Source organism: Citrobacter sp. wls826 (assembly GCF_005281245.1).
Taxonomy (GTDB): domain Bacteria; phylum Pseudomonadota; class Gammaproteobacteria; order Enterobacterales; family Enterobacteriaceae; genus Citrobacter; species Citrobacter braakii.
This window is the reverse complement of sequence record NZ_SZWS01000016.1, coordinates 33,104-51,307: the sequence shown is the minus strand read 5'-3', so window position 1 is coordinate 51,307 and position 18,204 is coordinate 33,104. Positions and strand designations below refer to the sequence as shown.

The window sequence follows — 18,204 nt, the reverse complement described above, 5'->3', positions numbered from 1 at the left end:
CTTTTTTTATGCTACTGTCGTGCGAATCAGATAATCAAACGAACTCAATGAGGCCTTCGCGCCTTCACCAGTCGCGATGATGATCTGCTTATACGGCACGGTGGTGCAGTCACCAGCGGCGAAAACCCCCTTCACGCTGGTTTCGCACTTGGCATCGATGATGATTTCACCCATGCGATTACGCTCGACGGCACCTTCCAACCAGTTGGTGTTTGGCAGCAGACCTATCTGTACAAAGATACCCGCCAGTTCCACACTGTGAACGTCGCCACTCACGCGGTCGCGATACTCCAGGCCGGTGACTTTGCTGCCATCGCCTTTCACTTCTGTCGTTTGCGCATTCAGAATAATATCGACGTTTTTCAGACTGCGAAGCTTATTCTGCAGCACCTGGTCAGCCTTCATTTCAGGTGCGAACTCCAGCAGCGTCACATGTTCAACAATGCCTGCCAGGTCAATAGCAGCTTCAACACCGGAGTTGCCGCCACCAATCACCGCAACGCGCTTGCCTTTGAACAGCGGGCCATCGCAGTGCGGGCAGTAGGTTACGCCTTTGGTGCGATACTGATCTTCACCCGGAACGTTCATGTTGCGCCATTTCGCACCGGTGGCAATGATAATGCTGCGTGCTTTCAGCACCGCGCCGGATGCCGTTTCAATCTGATGTAAACCGCCTTCCTGCGCCGCCGGAACCAGTTTACTTGCGCTCTGGCTGTCGATCACATCAACATCATAGTCATCAACGTGTGCTTTCAGCGCGCCCGCCAGTTTCTGGCCTTCGGTTTTCGGTACCGAGATGTAGTTTTCAATATCAACGGTATCAAGAACCTGACCGCCAAAACGTTCGCCCATCAGACCGGTGCGAATACCTTTACGTGCAGAGTACACTGCCGCTGCCGCCCCCGCAGGACCGGAACCGACAATCAGCACGTCATAAGCATCACGTTTGTTCAGCTCTTGTGCCGCACGTTTTTCTGCGCCGCTATCTACTTTCGCCACGATCTCAGTCAGCGTCATACGCCCCTGACCGAACTCTTTGCCGTTCATATACACCGCCGGAACGCCCATCACGTTGCGATCGGTAATTTCGTTCTGGAATGTACCGCCGTCAATCGCCGTATGCTTGATGCGTGGATTCAGTACCGACATCAGGTTCAGCGCCTGTACCACGTCCGGACAGTTATGACAGGAAAGCGAATAATAGGTTTCAAACTCAAAATCACCGTCGAGATCGCGGATCTGCTCCAGCAACGCCTGCGCCTCTTTTGACGGATGACCACCGGTCCACAGCAGCGCCAGCACCAGGGAGGTAAACTCATGGCCCAGCGGAGAACCGGCAAAGCGCGGCCCCTGGTGAGAACCTGGATTGGTGATCAGGAACGATGGCTTGCGTACCGCCAGAGTATTGTCTTCTTTAAAGGTGACTTTTTCTGACAGTTCAGCAATTTCAGTCAGCAGTTCCTTGATTTCTGCCGATTTAGCGCTGTCATCCAGCGTAGCAATCAGCTCAACAGGTTTGGTCAGTTTCTCAAGATAAGCCTTGAGCTGGGTTTTCATATTTGTGTCGAGCATTCTTCTTCCCTCTCTGAAAACATCATCATGCAAGCCGACTTTGCGGGACTGCATTAATGCAACTTGCGTCATGGTGCTGGAATGAAACAGGCGCAAACTGCGCCTGTGGAATGGCCGGATGCACTGCGTTTATCCGGCCTACAAATTATGCGACTTAAATCTTACCGACCAGATCTAAGGATGGAGCCAGGGTCGCTTCGCCTTCTTTCCATTTCGCCGGGCAAACTTCACCTGGGTGAGAGGCAACGTACTGTGCGGCTTTAATTTTACGCAGCAGGTCAGACGCATCACGGCCGATACCTTCAGCGGTAACTTCGATTGCCTGGATGATACCCTGCGGGTCTACAACGAAGGTTGCGCGGTCAGCCAGACCTTCATCTTCACGCATGTTGTCGAAGTTACGGGTCAGGGCGCCAGTCGGGTCGCCGATCATCGCGTATTTGATTTTCGCGATGGTGTCAGAGCTGCTGTGCCATGCTTTGTGGGTGAAGTGGGTGTCAGTAGATACGGAATAGACATCTACGCCCAGTTTCTGCAGTTCTTCGTAGTGGTCAGCCACATCACCCAGCTCGGTCGGGCAAACGAAAGTAAAGTCAGCCGGGTAGAAGAAGAAGACGCTCCAGCGACCTTCGGTATCTTTCTCGGTTACTTCGATGAACTCACCGTTTTTGAACGCCTGGTTTTTGAAAGGTTTAATTTTGGTATTAATCAAAGACATCTGTACTTCCTCCGTGTTTTCGTTGAGAGATAAGTTAACGAAAATCTCTTCGCAGGGCTAATGCGTTTCCTTTATCAAATCAATAAGCGTTAACTAACAACCCACTCAAACTCATGTTGTGAACCTAAAGATAAAAGTAAAAAAGGCCCCCTTTGCAGGGAGCCTCATTACCCGAGCTACCCGCAGGTAACGTCAGTACCAGCAGGGCTGGCTATGTGTTGCGCTCTACATTACCTTAACAAAGGTCGTAACAGCGATTGGGATTACATCACCCCACTCAAGAAAGGGCAATCGACAGACGGTCGATCTTACCTATGGCTGCGATAGGTTTTGCAACTTAGCCCCCTTTCCTTCTGATTTTATAAGGAAAATCAATGTTTAAACGTACCTTACTCTTAACCCTGCTTCCTGCCGTGGTGCACGCCGAAGAACTTCCTGCCCCCGTTAAAGCTATTGAGAAACAGGGCATTACTATTCTCAAACCCTTCGACGCGCCGGGTGGAATGAAGGGCTACCTGGGAAAATACCAGGATATGGGCGTTACTATCTATGTTACGCCTGACGGCAAACACGCCATTTCCGGTTATATGTATAACGAAAAAGGTGAAAACCTCAGTAATACGCTGATAGAAAAAGAGATCTACGCCCCTGCCGGACGCGAAATGTGGCAGCGAATGGAAAAAACATCCTGGATTCTGGACGGGAAAAAAGAGGCTCCAGTCATTGTCTATGTGTTTGCCGATCCCTTCTGTCCCTATTGCAAACAGTTCTGGCAAAAGGCTCGCCCGTGGGTAGACTCAGGTAAAGTTCAGTTGCGCACAATACTGGTTGGCGTAATTAAACCCGAAAGCCCGGCTACCGCCGCTGCGATTCTGGCCGCAAAAGATCCGGCCAAGACCTGGCATGACTATGAGGCATCTGGTGGGAATATGAAGCTAGAAATCCCGACCTCCATTTCACCGGAGCAGATGAAGGTATTGAATATCAATCAAAAGTTGATGGATGATTTAGGCGCCAACGTCACGCCGGCTATCTATTACATGAGTAAAGACGATACGTTACAACAGGAAGTCGGCTTGCCGGATAAGGAGAAATTAAACATTATCATGGGTAATAAATAAAAGTAACAAAATGAGTGGTTGTTATCATTTTCATGTCAATCACTCATTTAAATTAACTTTTTTGGTCAAAATTATGCAATATGTGCTATTTTAGTTTAAATTAATAATTCATTAAGCACACAAACATAAATCACAAGAATAATCACAACTTAAAATATTTCAAAATTAAATCTTTCAAAACATGACCATCACAGGAAGGTATGCATGGCTAACCTCTATGACCTCAAAAAGTTCGATCTCAATCTGTTGGTTATCTTTGAGTGTATTTATCAACATTTGAGTATCACTAAAGCTGCTGAAACTTTGTATATTACCCCCTCTGCCGTTAGCCAGTCACTGCAACGGCTACGCACACAATTTAATGACCCACTGTTTATCCGCTCCGGAAAAGGCCTAACGCCAACGATTATGGGGATTAACCTCCATCATCATCTTGAGAAAAACCTCAACAGTCTGGAGCAGACAATAAACATCATGAATAACTCCAGTCTGAAGAAAAAATTCATTATTTACTGTCCACAACTGCCAACCATTATCAACATCGAGGAAGTTATTCATTTTCTCAGAGAAGACTCACATGTCGAAATTGAGCACCATAACATACTCATCACTGCTGAAAGTACGGAAAATCTGTTGGCTTACAGAAAAGCAGATTTAGTCATTGCTACCGCCCCAGTGAGTAATCGCTCGATAATATGCTCACCATTTAAAACTGCTGAAACAATATTAGTTTGCAACAAAAACCATCCAAGAATTAATGGAGAAAGCACGCTTGAAACAATATTAAAAGAACAGTTCACGCAACTTATCTCTGAAGACCCTGGCGTTAAAGAATACTGGCAAAAAACCAGCGCCTTGCTGGCTAATCGAGATATTGGTTTCCGCAGCGACTCATTAATAACGATCATTAATATTATTTCAAACACAGATATCATAGGTCTGCTACCAAGGGATGTTTACGAACAATATACCGGCTCATTTAATTTAAAAGAGATCTGTATCGATATCCCCTTACCAAAAATAAATTTATTTTTGATGTATAACAGAGCATCACTCAACAATACTGGCTTCGTTAATTTAATTAATAAAATAAATGATAAAAATGACCAGAGGACTAACAAATAGAGCTTTAGCTATTCATTTTATATTTTTATGAATAAAGGCAATTCAAAACAACCATGAATGTATTAAAACGTTGCACCTGAAAAAAATTAGCATATCTTATTGTCAGCATTTGTTATTGTTTTGAATAATAATTCTGATATGAGCTTAATATGTCTATTTATAAAATCCCGCTTGCTCAAAACGTGCTGGACGCCGCTCTGGAGCGCATAACCTGGGCGCTGGAAACTCTGCCTCGGGTTTGTGTCTCTTTCTCCGGCGGGAAAGATTCAGGACTGATGTTACATCTGACAGCTATGCTTGCACGCCAACTGCATAAAAAAATTGATGTACTATTTATCGACTGGGAAGCCCAGTTTTCCTGCACTATTGATTATGTTGAGGCGCTTCGTGCACGTTATTCTGATGTCATCGAGCGCTTTTATTGGGTGGCTTTACCGCTCACCACCCAGAATTCCCTCTCTCAATTTCAGCCAGAATGGCAGTGTTGGGAACCAGGTACTCCGTGGGTTCGCCAGCCTCCCACGGATGCCATAACCGATCCAGAGTATTTCTCCTTCTATCAACCCGGCATGACCTTTGAACAATTTGTTCGCGAGTTCGCTGACTGGTATTCAGAGAAACGTCCAGCCGGCATGATGGTCGGGATCCGCGCCGATGAGTCATATAATCGTTTTGTCGCCATTGCCAATTCGCAAAAGCAGCGCTTTGCCGATGATAAACCCTGGACCACCAGCGCCCCCGGCGGGCATACCTGGTATATTTACCCGATTTATGACTGGAAAACTGCCGATATCTGGACCTGGTTCGCAAAAACCAGAATGTCGTGCAATCCCTTATACAATCTCATGTATCAGGCCGGTGTCCCAACACGTTACATGCGTATTTGTGAGCCCTTTGGCCCGGAACAGCGTCAGGGATTATGGCTATATCACGTCATTGAACCCGAGCGCTGGGCAGCCATGTGTGCCCGTGTCAGCGGTGTAAAAAGTGGCGGAATTTATGCCGGTCAGGACAACCATTTTTACGGGCACCGCAAAATATTAAAACCCGAACATTTAAACTGGCAGGAATACGCCATGCTGCTACTCAATAGCATGCCGGAAAAGACCGCTGAGCATTATCGCAATAAAATCGCCATCTATTTGCAGTGGTATAAGAAAAAGGGCATGGACAATATCCCGGAAACTCAGGAAAAAGATATTGGCTCAGCGGATATTCCGTCGTGGCGGCGTATCTGTAAAGTCCTGCTGAATAACGACTACTGGTGCCGGGCGCTGTCATTCAGCCCCACAAAACCCAAAAACTACCAACGTTATAATGAACGCATGAAAATAAAACGCCAGCAATGGGGAATCTTATGCAACACCGACTAACTCAAGAACTCACTGGTTTTCTTTCTGGGCTGTCAGAAGAAGAACGAATTGAAGCAATCAACCAATTCAGAATGGCTATCCACAGCGTCAGCCCTTTTCGCGAAGAGCCAGTAGATTGTGTACTATGGATTAAAAATGAGCATATCTCACCCAATGACTATAACCCCAATAACGTTGCGCCTCCGGAGAAAAAACTGCTGCAGAAATCCCTCGAAGCAGACGGATTCACGCAGCCCATCGTGGTAGTTCACTCCACGGCGGAAGAATACGAAATTGTCGATGGTTTCCACCGTCATGAGCTAGGTAAAAGCAAACCGTCGCTGAAATCACGCCTGCATGGCTACCTGCCGGTCACCTGTTTACAGCGTGAACGCCATGAACGCATGGCAGCGACAATTCGTCATAACCGTGCCCGTGGGCGGCATAAAATTCATGCCATGTCGGAAATCGTTCGTGAATTATCGCTCCTGGGATGGAGCGAAGAGAAAATCAGTAAAGAGTTAGGTATGGACGACGATGAGGTTTTACGTCTGAAACAAATTAACGGTCTGCAAGAGTTATTTGCCGACCGTCGCTTCTCCAAAGCCTGGACAGTAAAATAACTACAGCGCGACCAGACGTTCGGCTGCCGCCAGCAGCGTCGATTCTTGCTTGGCAAAACATAGGCGAATCAGCTTATGCGGGAAAGGATCGGCGCAGAAAACCGACAACGGGATCGCGGCAACGCCCACTTCTTTGGTCAGCCACTGGCAAAACTCAACGTCGTTAAGCGTGGAGACGGCACTGTAATCGACCAGCAGAAAATAGGTGCCTTCACACGGCAAAATTTCCAGTCGGCTGTCACGCAGCGCGTTCACCAACACATCGCGTTTTTTCTGATAAAAGGCTGGCAACTCACGATAGTGTGTTGGATCCTCCCGCAGCATATCCGCCAGCGCCAACTGAGCCGGCGTATTCACTGAGAACGTCAGATACTGGTGTACCTTGCGTAATTCAGCGCTAATGGCGGCTGGCGCAACACAGTAGCCGACTTTCCAGCCGGTCATATGGTAGGTCTTCCCAAACGATGAAACGGCAACGGCGCGTTCGCGCAGGTGTGAATGCGCCAGCACGCTGGCATGTCCCTGTCCGGCGAAGCAAATGTGCTCATAAACTTCGTCGCTGATGACAAAGATCTCGCGTTCTTTAATTGCCTGCCACAGAGCATCAAAATCGGCGTGATGCCATACGGTGGCGGAAGGGTTGTGCGGCGTGTTAAGGATCACCAGTCGGGTACGTTCGCTGAGTACAGCGCTAAATTCCTGCCAGTCGACGCGAAAAGACGGCGGTTGCAGCGCGATACGTTTAACTACGCCGCCGGATAATTCGACCGCGGGCGCATAGCTGTCGTAGCTCGGGTCAAAACAAATCACCTCATCGCCAGGACGCACCAGCGCCGTAATTGCGGCGAACAGCGCTTCTGTGGCCCCCGCCGTCACGGTCACTTCACTATTCGCATCAGGTTTATAGCCGTACAACTGCGCGGTTTTATCCGCAATGGCTTCGCGCAACGGCTGTACGCCCGTCATCGGCGCATACTGGTTTGCGCCATGCGCGACGTGATACGCCAGGCGTTCCTGCAAAAAAAGTGGGCCGTCAAAATCAGGAAATCCCTGCGAGAGGTTAATGGCCTGATGCTGCTGCGCCAGCGCGCTCATTTGCGTGAAGATAGTGGTGCCAAGATTAGGCAGTTTGCTTTGCGGAATCAGCGGGTTATTACTCATTATTGTTATCCCAGCGTGTGATGTTGTGGTTGAAGCCACTATAGCACGATGCTAGTATTTGGCAATCAAGACGTTCAGACGTCTATATAAAAATAACCTGCATTGACAGGACAGCCAAAAGGACAACACAACATGAGTAATACCGAGATTCGCGTCGTCACCGGCCCGGCCAACTATTTTTCCCATCCCGGCAGCCTGTCAAGACTCAACGATTTTTTCACCGCAGAGCAACTCTCACGCGCCGTATGGGTTTACGGTGAACGCGCCATCGACGCGGCCCGCCCTTATCTGCCTGAGGCATTTCATCTTGCCGATGCAAGGCACCTGCTGTTTACGGGACATTGCAGCGAAACCGATGTTACTCAACTGGCAAAAGAGTCAGGAGACAATCGCAGCGTGGTGATTGGTGTGGGCGGCGGGACATTGCTCGACACGGCCAAAGCGCTGGCTCGTCGTCTGGGTCTGCCTTTTGTCGGTATTCCTACTATCGCAGCGACCTGCGCCGCATGGACACCGCTCTCCGTCTGGTACAACGATGCAGGCCAGGCGCTGCATTTCGAAATTTTCGCTGACGCCAATTTCCTCGTGCTGGTCGAGCCAGAGATCGTTCTCAATGCGCCTGAAGAATACTTACTGGCGGGGATCGGCGACACGCTGGCGAAATGGTACGAGGCAGTCGTGCTCGCACCTGAGCCGGAAAACCTGCCTCTGACCGTACGTCTGGGTATCCATGCTGCGCAGACGATCCGCGACGTCCTGTTGGAAAGCAGCGAGCAGGCGCTGGTCGATAAGCAACAAGGCACGTTAAGCCGCACATTTTGCGATGTAGTGGATGCAATTATTGCCGGAGGCGGCATGGTCGGCGGTCTGGGTGAACGCTACACCCGCGTGGCGGCGGCGCATTCGGTACATAATGGCCTGACCGTGCTCCCGCAAACGGAGAAGTTTTTACATGGCACCAAAGTGGCGTACGGCATACTGGTGCAAAGCGCGCTGCTGGGACAAGATGATGTGCTGGCGCAGTTAATTACCGCCTATCAGCGCTTCAACCTGCCAACCCGGTTGGCTCAACTGGACGTGGACATCAACAACCGCGCCGAAATCGACAACGTGATTGCGCACACCCTGCGCCCGGTGGAGTCCATTCATGCGCTGCCGGTAACGTTAACGCCACAGACGCTGCGCGCAGCGTTCGAAAAAGTAGAATCGTTTACGGTGTGATTATGGTGTGGGATGCCTGATGGCGGCAACGCAGCGCCCCCCTGGTGCTTACTAGAGTAAGTGACCAGGGTGAACACGCCTGCAGCTTGAATGATGAAGAGCATTAACAGCAGCGTGCGCCGCCTTTCCCCCCGTAGCGCGCATCCTGGCGTTCGCGGAAAAATTCTTCGTAGGTCATTGGCGTCAGGTCCGGATGCGTGACGCGCATATGCTCAACATAGTTGTCGTAATCCGGCACACCTATCATTAATCGGGCGGTTTGACCTAAATACTTCCCGGCTTTAGAGAGCGTTTCAAACATAGTGGTTCCCTGTCGAACAAACGCCCTCCCCATTCAGGAGAGGGCTCGTTGGTTAAGAGAATATTAGTGCGCGCCTTTCGCCTGCGCCACGATCTCTTCGACATTCTCAGGCATCGGTTCGTATGGCGTTTCTTTCGACGTAGGTTTGTCCTCTTTCAGTGCTGCCAGTGCAGTTTTGATGGAGAACAGACCCAGCACCACAACGACTACCATAAAGAAGATAGTGAGACCCGCATCCAGGCGGTTGTTAAACACCAACTGCGTCAGCTGCGACTGAGTGTACTGCGCCGGAATATTTCCGCTGTCGATCATCGCCTGGAACTTGTTAGCGATGGCGAGGAAGCCAATTTTCGCATCCGGGCTAAACGCTTTCTGCCAGCCGGCGGTCAGGGTACAAATCAGCAGCCAGGCCGTTGGCACCAGCGCCACCCACGCGTAGCGTTGACGTTTCATCTTGAACAGCACCACCGCGCAAAGCATCAACGCCATACCGGCTAGCATCTGGTTGGCGATACCAAACAGTGGCCACAGGGTATTAATACCACCCAATGGATCCACCACGCCCTGGTGCAAGAAGTAACCCCAGGCCAGCACACACAGCGCCGTTGCCAGCAGGTTCGCAGGCAGCGAATCGGTACGTTTCAGACCCGGTGACACCACGCCCAGCAGATCCTGCAGCATAAAGCGTGCGGCACGCGTACCGGCGTCTACCGCCGTCAGAATAAACAGGGCTTCAAACAGAATGGCGAAGTGATACCAGAACGCCACATCCATCATTCCGCCCAGTGCACCATGCAGAATATACGCCATGCCCACCGCCAGCGTCGGCGCACCGCCTGCGCGGGAGATAATGGATTGTTCGCCGACATCGTTCGCAATCTGATGCAGCGTATCAGGCGTGATAACAAAGCCCCAACTGCTCACAACCTGTGCCGCTGACGCAACCACATCGGTGGTTCCGGCAGGTGCCAGTACAGCCATCGGGCTGTTCATCGCAAAGTAGACGCCCGGGTCGATAACGCAGGCCGCCACCAGCGCCATAATGGCGACAAAGGATTCCATCAGCATCCCGCCGTAGCCAATAAAACAGGCCTGACCTTCATTCGCCAGCATCTTCGGCGTGGTGCCGGAGGCAATCAGCGCGTGGAAACCAGAGACCGCACCGCAGGCGATGGTAATAAACAGGAACGGGAACAGGTTACCGCTCCAGACCGGGCCTGTACCGTCAACAAACTTGGTCAGCGCAGGCATGGTCAGCGTCGGACGCATGATCAGAATCCCTACCGCCAGACCAACAATGGTACCGATTTTCAGGAAGGTAGAGAGATAATCACGCGGCGCCAGCAGCAGCCACACCGGCAGTACGGCGGCGACAAAGCCGTATCCCACCAGCATCCAGGTCAACTGTACGCCGGTAAAGTCAAAGTACGGTGCCCAGGTCGGGCTTTCAGCCACCCAGCCGCCGGAAATAATAGCAAACACCAGGAATACCAGACCGATGACCGACACTTCACCAATGCGGCCCGGGCGCAGATAACGCAGGTAAATCCCCATGAAGATCGCCAGCGGGATAGTAAAGGCGACGGTGTAGGTTCCCCACGGACTGTGGGTCAGCGCTTTCACGACGATCATCGCCAGTACCGCGAGGATAATCACCATGATCATAAAACAGGCCACCAGCGCAATGACACCCGCCGTTGGGCCCATCTCTTCTTTCACCAGTTCGCCAAGGGAACGCCCATCGCGACGGGTAGAAACAAACAGCACCATAAAGTCCTGCACCGCCCCCGCCAGTACCACCCCGGCAAGCAGCCAGATCATACCCGGCAGATAGCCCATTTGCGCCGCCAGCACCGGTCCAACTAATGGACCCGCTCCAGCAATCGCCGCGAAATGGTGGCCAAACAGCACTTTTTTATCGGTAGGAACATAGTCCAGACCATCGTTATGACGCACAGCTGGCGTCATACGCGTCGGGTCCAGCGCCAGTACATTTTTCGCGATGTACAGGCCGTAGAAACGGTAAGCGATAAGGTAGACACAGACCGACGCCACGACTATCCACAACGCGTTGATCTGTTCGCCACGATTTAATGCGATATAGCCGAGGGCAAATGCTCCCATAACGGAGAGCACTGTCCAGACGAGGTACTTCCCTGATTTATTCATACTTGGTTTTCCGTTGTCCTGGTCAGAGAGATGTTACATTTTGTTTCTATAACATCTTTTCTGAATTTAACAACCTGACAACCATGTAAACCCGAAGTATCACTGAGTATTTACATTGCATTGTTAACTGGATCACTTCATTTAGCCGTTAACCCTGCAATTTCATTTTACTTTGTCGGGCGACTTCACCCCATCACCGCAGTGCCTAAACGACAGGTGCAACAGCGTCGTCCCTGCTCATCAAAGATGACGATTTCCCAGCTTTGACTCTGACGCCCGAGGTGCAACGGCTGGCAAACGCCGCGCACTTTCCCCTGCGCAACCGCCCGATGGTGCGTGGCGTTCAGTTCCGTACCCACCACACACTGCCCGTCGCGAGTCATCAGATAACCCGCCATCGAACCCAATGTTTCCGCCAGGGCCGCCGACGCGCCGCCGTGCAGCAGACCAAACGGCTGATGCGTCCGGCTATCCACCGGCATTTCGGCTTCCAGCACATCATCCCCCAGTCGTGTATAGACCATGCCTAAATGCGCCACCATCGTGTTCTGACTGGTGGCATTCAGTTCATCCAGCGTTAAATGACGTTTCCAGATCATCGTCATGCCCCCAGCGTGGAGCCGCCGTCCACCACGATATCCTGAAGCGTAATGTGGCTCGCCAGATCGGAAGCGAGGAATAAAATCGTGTTAGCGATTTCCTGTGGACGCGCGATTTTCCCCAGTGGAATGCCGAGCTTAAACTGCTCGCCAAACCCACGAATGCGCTGTTGCTCCGCGTCATCGCTGACCCACAACGTACGCTGCATGTCGGTATCGGTCGAGCCTGGCGAAACCACATTGCAACGCACACCGCTGCCTGCCAGTTCAAGTCCGACGGTCAGTGCCAGGTTTTTCAGCGCGGCTTTTGACGCACCGTATGCGCTCATACCGATACGCGGCGTGTGCGCCGCATCCGACGCGACGGTCACGATTGCCCCGCCCTGCTGGCGACGAAACTGCGCCATCGTCTGTTGAAACAGATTGAACGCCCCACCAACGTTAACCGCAAACGTCTGCTGCCACTCCTCAATACTCAGCGCATCGGTGGCCCCCATACGCAAAATACCCGCCGCATTGACCAACACATCCAACCGCTCGCGCGTTTGCAGGACGCGCTGACACACCTCAGCCACCTGTTCAGCATTCGCCACATCCAGCACTTCGGTGGCAAACGGGTAGTTATTCTGAGAAAATTCACGATCGAATCCTGTCACCTCAGCACCCGCTTTCACAAACGCCAGCGCCGTGGTGTAGCCAATCCCTTTTCCCGCGCCGGTTACCCAGACGGTTTTCCCTGCGAAGTCAAATCCAGACATTACTTCACCTCGCGAGAGAGCAGCGTCCACCAGGCGTCAATGGTCGGGTTTTTCGCCAGCATCACGAAGTCAATATCGCCATGAACCTTACGCCAGCGCGCCGCCAGCGCCATCATGCGCACGGAATCCAGTCCGTAGTCGATCAGGTTTTCGTCATCCATCGGCTCTTCGGACTCATCCAGCAGCGGCAGAATAATGCTGCGTAACGCATCTTTGCTGGCCGGTACCGGCGTCGGTAATAATTCCTGAGTCATCACCACACGCCCGGAGCGTCCCGCCACGTATTTCAGCGACATCAGATGTTCGTCACGGCTAAAGTCTGCCAACGCATCGGCAACCATAAACGGCTTGATGTCGCGCATAAAGGCGTCTGTTGCGGTGGTCATACAGCCAATATGCGCATACACGCCGGTAATGATCAGTTGATTACGTCCGGTCTCCTTAAGCATCTGTTCCAGCGGGGAGCGATGAAATGCGCTGTAACGCCATTTCACCAGAATGGTATCCGCTTCATCCGGCGCCAGCGCCTCAACGATTTTCTGCTGTTCCGGCGAACGCGTCAGTCCCGGTCCCCACATATCATTGAGCAGAGCGCGGTCTTCATCACTCTGTTCTTTCGGCTGAGCGGTGTAATACACCGGAATGTTATGCTCTTTGCAGTACTGACGCAGTGCGGCGATGTTAGCGACGACCTGCTCCATCATCGGGCAGTTATCGCCCCAAAAGCCGATAAAATAGTCCTGCATGTCGTGGATCAGCAGTGCGGCGCGTTCGGGGTCAAACGCCCAGTCCACTTTGTTCACCGGAACATCAAGCGCCGTGGGTAGCGCATAAGCCTGCAGTTTAGGAATTGCCATCTCTTATTCTCCTTCAGGCCAGTGAACGTGATGCCAGCCACTGACGTAATTGTTTTTTATCTACTTTCCCAACCGGAGTCAGCGGTAACGACTCAACGCACTCCACGCGGTCAGGTAATTTAAATTCCGCTACGCCCTGTTCGCGTAGAAAACGACGCACCTGCACCGCTCGCAGCGGCTCTTTTACCACCAACCAGGCACAGCTTTTCTCGCCCATCAGTTCGTCATCCATACTGACCAGCGCGGCATGGATCACCATCGGGTGGCGCAGCAGCAGGTTTTCAATCTCTTCTGCAGCGATCTTCTCTCCACCGCGGTTGATCTGATCCTTCTCGCGTCCCTGGACGGTGATGTAGCCATCTCGATCGATGGCGATCAGATCGCCGGAGCAGTAAAAACCGTTGGCGTCAAAGGCGCTGGCATTGTGCTCAGGACTTTTGAAGTAGCCGCGGAAGGTGTATGGGCCACGTGTCATCAGGCGCCCGGTTTCTCCCTGGGCTAAAGGGTTGCCGTCAGCGTCTGCTACCCAGACTTCATCATCGGGACACATCGGGCGGCCCTGGGTATTGATGATGCGTTCAGGACTGTCGTCCAGACGGGTGTAGTTCACCAGCCCTTCCGCCATGCCGAAGACCTGCTGCAGCTGGCAGCCAATCTCCGCCGGAATACGCGCCGCAAGCGAGGCGGAAAGCCGTGCCCCACCGACCTGTAGCAGCGTCAGCGAAGCCAATTGCGCATTGCTCCCCCACTCCGCAATTGCCTGCAGCCACAGGCTCACCGCTGGCGGCACTAGCGCCGTGACGTTAACCTGATGCTGTTCAATCAGAGGGAAGCACAGGGTGGCGCTCGGGTCAGCCGCCAGCACGACGGTGCCGCCAGCCAGGAATACCCCCAACGCGCCAGGCGAACTCATCGCGTAGTTATGCGCCGCCGGGATCGCGCATAAATAACGCGTTTCCCCGGTGAATCGGCAAATCTCATTGCTGCGACGCACGCTGTAGTAGTAATCGTTATGGGTACGAGGAATCAGCTTTGGCGTCCCGGTAGTCCCGCCTGAAAGCTGGAAATAGGCCACCTCATCAGCAGGCGATGGCGTGGCGGAAAAATCAGTCGCAGGCTGGCTTATCGCCGTTTGCAGATTGTGTTCGCCTTCGTCATTGCGCAGTTGCACCACGCGCACTGAATTGTGTTCAGCCACAAAAGCGTTAAGAAAATCGTCTCCGCTAAACAACGCATGCTGACGATCGGCAATCAGCAGCGCAGGTTCGATCTGTTTGGCATAGGCGTTAAGTTCGTTTCGCTGATGGCTGAATAATGCCAGCACCGGGGCTACACCCAGCTTGAGCAGCGCAAAGAAAGTGATATACAACTCAGCCACGTTGCCCAGTTGCACCAGCGCGGTTTCGCCGGGTTTGATCCCCTGACGGCGCAGGCTGCAGGCGAGATTGTCAGTGGCCTGATTCAGTTGGCGATAGCTCAGGTGGCGTTCGCCATCGATCACCGCCGTATGGTCGCTGTCGGCGTGACGGGTCAGAATGTCGGTCAGCGGCAAATCCTGCCAGTAACCTTTTTCACGATAGCGGCGGGCAAACTCCTCCGGCCAACGGGTGAAAGGAATACTCATTATCGCTCCTTAGAGGCCTGGTCAATAAGGCTCTTAATGCAGTCCAAAAACATTCAACATCGTGGAGAGTTTGGCTCCCGTTTCACGCCATTCCGCAACCGGGGACGAAGCCGGAACAATCCCGGCACCGGCAAAGAAACGTACCTGATTACGCAGCAGCTTCGCACAACGGATCGTCACCACCCATTCGCCGTTGCCTTGGGCATCACACCAGCCGACAATACCACCGAACAGTTCGCGATCGAACGGCTCCAGCTCGGCGATCAGTTTGCGCGCAACCTGATGCGGGAAGCCGCTCAGCGCAGGCGTCGGATGCAGCAGGCACGCGAGCGTCAGGGCGTTTTCTTGCGCGTTGGCTTTACCCTCAAACGGCGTGCCGAGGTGCCAGAGCGTAGGCGTGGTGACCAGTTGCGGAGAAGAAGGGAGTTGCAGTTCACGGCTTCGATCGCGCAGGACATTTTTCATGGCCTGCGTCACCAGTTCGTGCTCATGGCGATCCTTTTCGGACGCCAGCAGGCGGATGCCCGCCTCACGGTCCAGCACATCGTCCGGTTGACGACGTGCCGAGCCTGCCAGCGGTAATGAGCTGAAACGATCGCCTTCTTTGCGTAACAGCAGTTCCGGACTGGCGCCAATCAATACGCCACCGTCTTCAAGGGGAACGTGAAAGTTGTAGCTCGCCGGATTTTGCGCCACCAGGCGCTCCAGCAGCGCCCCGCTGTCAATATTGGCATCAGCGGTGATATCGATCAGGCGTGACAACACCACTTTGTCGACTTCAGGGGTTGCCGTCAGCGCAGCCGCGCGAGCGACCATATCTTCAAAGAAGTTCTGTTCCGGGATCGATTTACGTTCAACAACGTTCAGCGACTGATGCGCGTTAAAGTAACGAGATGATTGCTGCTTCGCCGTTCGGGAGAACGTCTGCCATGACTGGGGAATAAACAGCGATGACGGCTGGCGGGTGTCAAAAGGAATCGCCCCGACCATGATGGGGTTAGCGATACCCTGCGCTTTGGCATCAGCAAACAGTGCATGCATTTTTTGTTGGAAAGGGCTGTCTGGCGAATCGCCATCAATTGCCGGTTCCGCATAGCGGGCGAAGCATCCTGACGTCGTAAAACTACGGTACGGCGACATAAAGAAAAAACTGTCGGGAGCGAGCGTCGGCATAGTCTGCGTTTTTTCCTCGGCCAGTGACGTTTCCATATCATCCTCCAAAAATGATAAAAGCTCTAATAATGATTATCATTTATATTTTCGGTCGCTAACCTAAAAGCAAAGCGGCGGTATGTCAACTCTTGTGGCAGCACAATGTGCGACTTTGGCTTGCATCCTTGTCCACTAACAATGAAAATGAGAAGCATTACTCATACTGATAACAGGATGCTGATTCGTGAGTCTCCCCTCTTTTTGCCGCACCGTGCTCTTACTGGCCGGTTTGTCTATTTCAGGAATTTCTTCAGGTTATGCCGCCGACTGGCCGCGTCAGGTTACCGACAGTCGTGGTACGCATACGCTGGAACATAAGCCGCAGCGAATTGTCTCCACCAGCGTCACCCTCACCGGCTCGCTGCTGGCAATTGATGCCCCGGTCATCGCCAGCGGCGCTACTACGCCGAACAATCGCATCGGCGATGCACAGGGCTTTTTACGCCAGTGGAGCGAAGTGGCAAAAGCGCGCAAACTGAGCCGCCTGTATATCGGCGAACCGAGCGCTGAGGCCGTGGCGGCGCAAATGCCTGATCTGATTCTGATCAGCGCCACCGGGGGAGATTCAGCCCTCGCGCTATACGATCAGCTGTCCACCATTGCGCCAACGCTCATCATTAATTACGACGACAAAAGCTGGCAGGCGCTGCTGACGCAGTTAGGTGAAATTACCGGTCAGGAGCAACAGGCTGCTGCGCGTATTGCCGAGTTTGATAAGCAACTGCAGGCGGTCAAGCAGCGTATTACCCTGCCGCCGCAACCGGTCAGCGCGCTGGTGTACACCGCTGCAGCGCACAGCGCCAACCTGTGGACGCCTGAGTCGGCGCAGGGCAAGCTGATGGAGCAGTTAGGTTTCACCCTGGCACCGCTGCCTGCCGGATTGCACACCAGCCAGAGTCAGGGCAAACGCCACGATATCATCCAGCTTGGCGGTGAGAACCTGGCGGCAGGCCTGAACGGCGAAGCGCTGTTCCTGTTCGCTGGCGACAACAAAGATGCCGACGCCATTTATGCTAATCCGCTGCTGGCACATCTGCCTGCCGTGCAGAATAAACGTGTTTACGCCCTGGGTACGGAAACCTTCCGTCTCGACTACTACAGCGCGACCTTGCTGCTGCAACGTCTGTCGGCACTCTTTTAATCGCCAGCGCCGGATACGGCTAACGCCTTATCCGGCCTACAAACCGTAGAGGACAACGCTATCCGGCATTCACAGGCATTTGTCGGAATCGGCGCACTTCTCCCAGCAACAGCAGCAGTAGCAGACCGACAATCACCAGCCCAAACCCACTTACGCTTGCCGAAGCAACCGGTGTCATCATCGCCCCCAATCCCCCTAACAGCGCCGCGCCGATCGCATCTCCTGTAACGTTCTGCGCAGTCCACAAACCGTTAATTCGCCCGAGCATCGCTTCTGGCGTCTGCGTCTGTAACAGGGTGTACTGCAACAAAGAGCTGACCGCACTCAGCCAGCCGAACAGCGCCAGGCAGACAACGCCAAGCTCCCAGACCGGCATCAACCCAAACAGACCGATAGCCAGGAACGAAGCCACGGTCGATACCAGCATGATCAGTCCCGGACGAACGCTGTGCGCCAGTTGTCCGCTGGTCAACGCGCCCACCGCCGCGCCAAGAGGAATGGCCGCATACAGCAGACCTATTTGCGCACTCGACATTTGCCAGTTAATCGCCAACGCGGGATACAACACGCGCACGGCGCTCGCCATAGTCAACAGACCGCCAAGCAGCGCAATGCCGCCAATCAGCGGGCTGGCAAGCAGAAAGCGAAAT

General features: G+C 52.9%; 17 protein-coding genes. 6 read left to right on the top strand and 11 right to left on the bottom strand.

All coding sequences use genetic code 11. The features are described 5' to 3' along the window. Positions 1 to 6 precede the first annotated feature (6 nt). A complete protein-coding gene (gene ahpF, locus FDW87_RS02310; protein ID WP_016152210.1) occupies positions 7 to 1,572 on the bottom strand; it encodes an alkyl hydroperoxide reductase subunit F in 1,566 nt (521 codons plus the stop codon). A 154-nt stretch (positions 1,573 to 1,726) separates the two neighbouring features. Further along, positions 1,727 to 2,290 carry an alkyl hydroperoxide reductase subunit C gene (gene ahpC / locus FDW87_RS02305; RefSeq protein ID WP_004859485.1) on the bottom strand — a complete coding sequence of 188 codons (564 nt, stop codon included), beginning with the start codon at positions 2,288 to 2,290 and terminating at the stop codon, positions 1,727 to 1,729. 374 nt (positions 2,291 to 2,664) lie between these two features. Between ahpC and dsbG the strand changes: the two genes are divergently transcribed. The 4 genes from dsbG (at position 2,665) to FDW87_RS02285 (ending at position 6,511) form a co-directional block, all read left to right on the top strand. Beyond that, positions 2,665 to 3,411, top strand: coding sequence for a thiol:disulfide interchange protein DsbG (gene dsbG, locus FDW87_RS02300; protein WP_016155953.1), 747 nt, complete (start codon positions 2,665 to 2,667; stop codon positions 3,409 to 3,411). 204 nt (positions 3,412 to 3,615) lie between these two features. Then, positions 3,616 to 4,536, top strand: a complete 921-nt coding sequence (locus FDW87_RS02295) for a LysR family transcriptional regulator (RefSeq protein ID WP_016155952.1) — start codon at positions 3,616 to 3,618, stop codon at positions 4,534 to 4,536. Between the two features lie 149 nt (positions 4,537 to 4,685). Continuing rightward, a complete protein-coding gene (locus tag FDW87_RS02290; RefSeq protein WP_047415122.1) occupies positions 4,686 to 5,909 on the top strand; it encodes a phosphoadenosine phosphosulfate reductase in 1,224 nt (407 codons plus the stop codon). Beyond that, a complete protein-coding gene (locus FDW87_RS02285) occupies positions 5,894 to 6,511 on the top strand; it encodes a ParB/RepB/Spo0J family partition protein (RefSeq protein ID WP_016155950.1) in 618 nt (205 codons plus the stop codon). Before FDW87_RS02290 ends, FDW87_RS02285 begins: the two co-directional genes overlap by 16 nt. On the opposite strand, the gene FDW87_RS02280 is transcribed toward FDW87_RS02285, so the two are convergent. Next, entirely contained in the window at positions 6,512 to 7,672 is a 1,161-nt protein-coding gene (locus FDW87_RS02280) for a pyridoxal phosphate-dependent aminotransferase (RefSeq protein ID WP_103283608.1), read from the bottom strand. Positions 7,673 to 7,804: 132 nt separating this feature from the next. Here FDW87_RS02280 and FDW87_RS02275 point away from each other — a divergent pair, with 132 nt between their 5' ends. Beyond that, entirely contained in the window at positions 7,805 to 8,893 is a 1,089-nt protein-coding gene (locus FDW87_RS02275; protein WP_047358075.1) for an oxidoreductase, read from the top strand. 103 nt (positions 8,894 to 8,996) lie between these two features. On the opposite strand, the gene FDW87_RS02270 is transcribed toward FDW87_RS02275, so the two are convergent. The 7 genes from FDW87_RS02270 to entC form a co-directional block, all read right to left on the bottom strand. After that, on the bottom strand, positions 8,997 to 9,194 hold the full coding sequence (locus FDW87_RS02270; RefSeq protein WP_019076244.1) for a YbdD/YjiX family protein: 198 nt from the start codon (positions 9,192 to 9,194) through the stop codon (positions 8,997 to 8,999). 63 nt (positions 9,195 to 9,257) lie between these two features. Then, a complete protein-coding gene (cstA, locus tag FDW87_RS02265) occupies positions 9,258 to 11,363 on the bottom strand; it encodes a pyruvate/proton symporter CstA (protein WP_016152202.1) in 2,106 nt (701 codons plus the stop codon). A 185-nt stretch (positions 11,364 to 11,548) separates the two neighbouring features. Further along, positions 11,549 to 11,962, bottom strand: coding sequence for a proofreading thioesterase EntH (entH, locus tag FDW87_RS02260; RefSeq protein ID WP_029139447.1), 414 nt, complete (start codon positions 11,960 to 11,962; stop codon positions 11,549 to 11,551). Positions 11,963 to 11,964: 2 nt separating this feature from the next. Then, positions 11,965 to 12,720: a 2,3-dihydro-2,3-dihydroxybenzoate dehydrogenase EntA gene (entA, locus tag FDW87_RS02255; protein ID WP_016155947.1), complete on the bottom strand. Its 756-nt coding sequence runs from the start codon at positions 12,718 to 12,720 to the stop codon at positions 11,965 to 11,967. After that, positions 12,720 to 13,577 (bottom strand): isochorismatase, encoded by an 858-nt coding sequence (locus FDW87_RS02250; protein ID WP_016152199.1) that lies wholly within the window; start codon positions 13,575 to 13,577, stop codon positions 12,720 to 12,722. The genes entA and FDW87_RS02250 overlap by 1 nt, the downstream gene beginning before the upstream one ends. A 13-nt stretch (positions 13,578 to 13,590) precedes the next feature. Next, positions 13,591 to 15,201 carry a (2,3-dihydroxybenzoyl)adenylate synthase EntE gene (entE, locus tag FDW87_RS02245; RefSeq protein WP_016155946.1) on the bottom strand — a complete coding sequence of 537 codons (1,611 nt, stop codon included), beginning with the start codon at positions 15,199 to 15,201 and terminating at the stop codon, positions 13,591 to 13,593. Between the two features lie 33 nt (positions 15,202 to 15,234). Next, the gene (gene entC / locus FDW87_RS02240; RefSeq protein ID WP_016152197.1) at positions 15,235 to 16,410 is read right to left on the bottom strand and encodes an isochorismate synthase EntC; all 1,176 of its coding nucleotides are present in this window, start codon (positions 16,408 to 16,410) and stop codon (positions 15,235 to 15,237) included. Between the two features lie 187 nt (positions 16,411 to 16,597). Between entC and fepB the strand changes: the two genes are divergently transcribed. Beyond that, on the top strand, positions 16,598 to 17,554 hold the full coding sequence (gene fepB, locus FDW87_RS02235) for a Fe2+-enterobactin ABC transporter substrate-binding protein (RefSeq protein WP_016155944.1): 957 nt from the start codon (positions 16,598 to 16,600) through the stop codon (positions 17,552 to 17,554). A 58-nt stretch (positions 17,555 to 17,612) separates the two neighbouring features. On the opposite strand, the gene FDW87_RS21535 is transcribed toward fepB, so the two are convergent. Next, positions 17,613 to 18,204: MFS transporter (locus FDW87_RS21535; RefSeq protein ID WP_252362959.1), on the bottom strand; the 592-nt coding region annotated here is incomplete at its 5' end.